This is a genomic window from Bartonella sp. AA81SXKL, assembly GCF_042196945.1.
Lineage (GTDB): Bacteria > Pseudomonadota > Alphaproteobacteria > Rhizobiales > Rhizobiaceae > Bartonella.
The window spans coordinates 326-652 of the sequence record NZ_JBHIRH010000297.1; the positions used below are offsets into that span (position 1 = coordinate 326).

Below are 327 nucleotides of genomic sequence, written 5' to 3' on the forward strand. Positions count from 1 at the left end.
TTCTTACAGCTCGCGGGGGCAAGGGAAATAACGGTTATATTGGTGGGAATAGTGGCGGTGGTGTTTCAGGTGGTAGTGGCTCTATGTCCAACAACGAGAGTGGTTTTTCAGGAAAAAGCCATGCATGGCATGGAGGAGGAGGCGGTGGCGGTGGTACCAATAATGGTCGTGGTGGCAATGGGGGGGATAGTAGCTATGGTGGTGCAGGTGGAGGTGGTAGTGGAGGTGATGGTCGTGTACCTAATAATGGAGGGAATGGTGGAAAAAGCCAGTATGGTGGCAATGGAGGAAACGGCGCTGAATTAGGCAAAGGCGGTGGCGGTGGCG

General features: G+C 53.8%; 1 pseudogene. It reads left to right on the plus strand.

The annotated features are described in order from the left end of the window. Positions 1-327, plus strand: a pseudogene (locus ACFINZ_RS11235) (hypothetical protein); the annotation flags it as partial.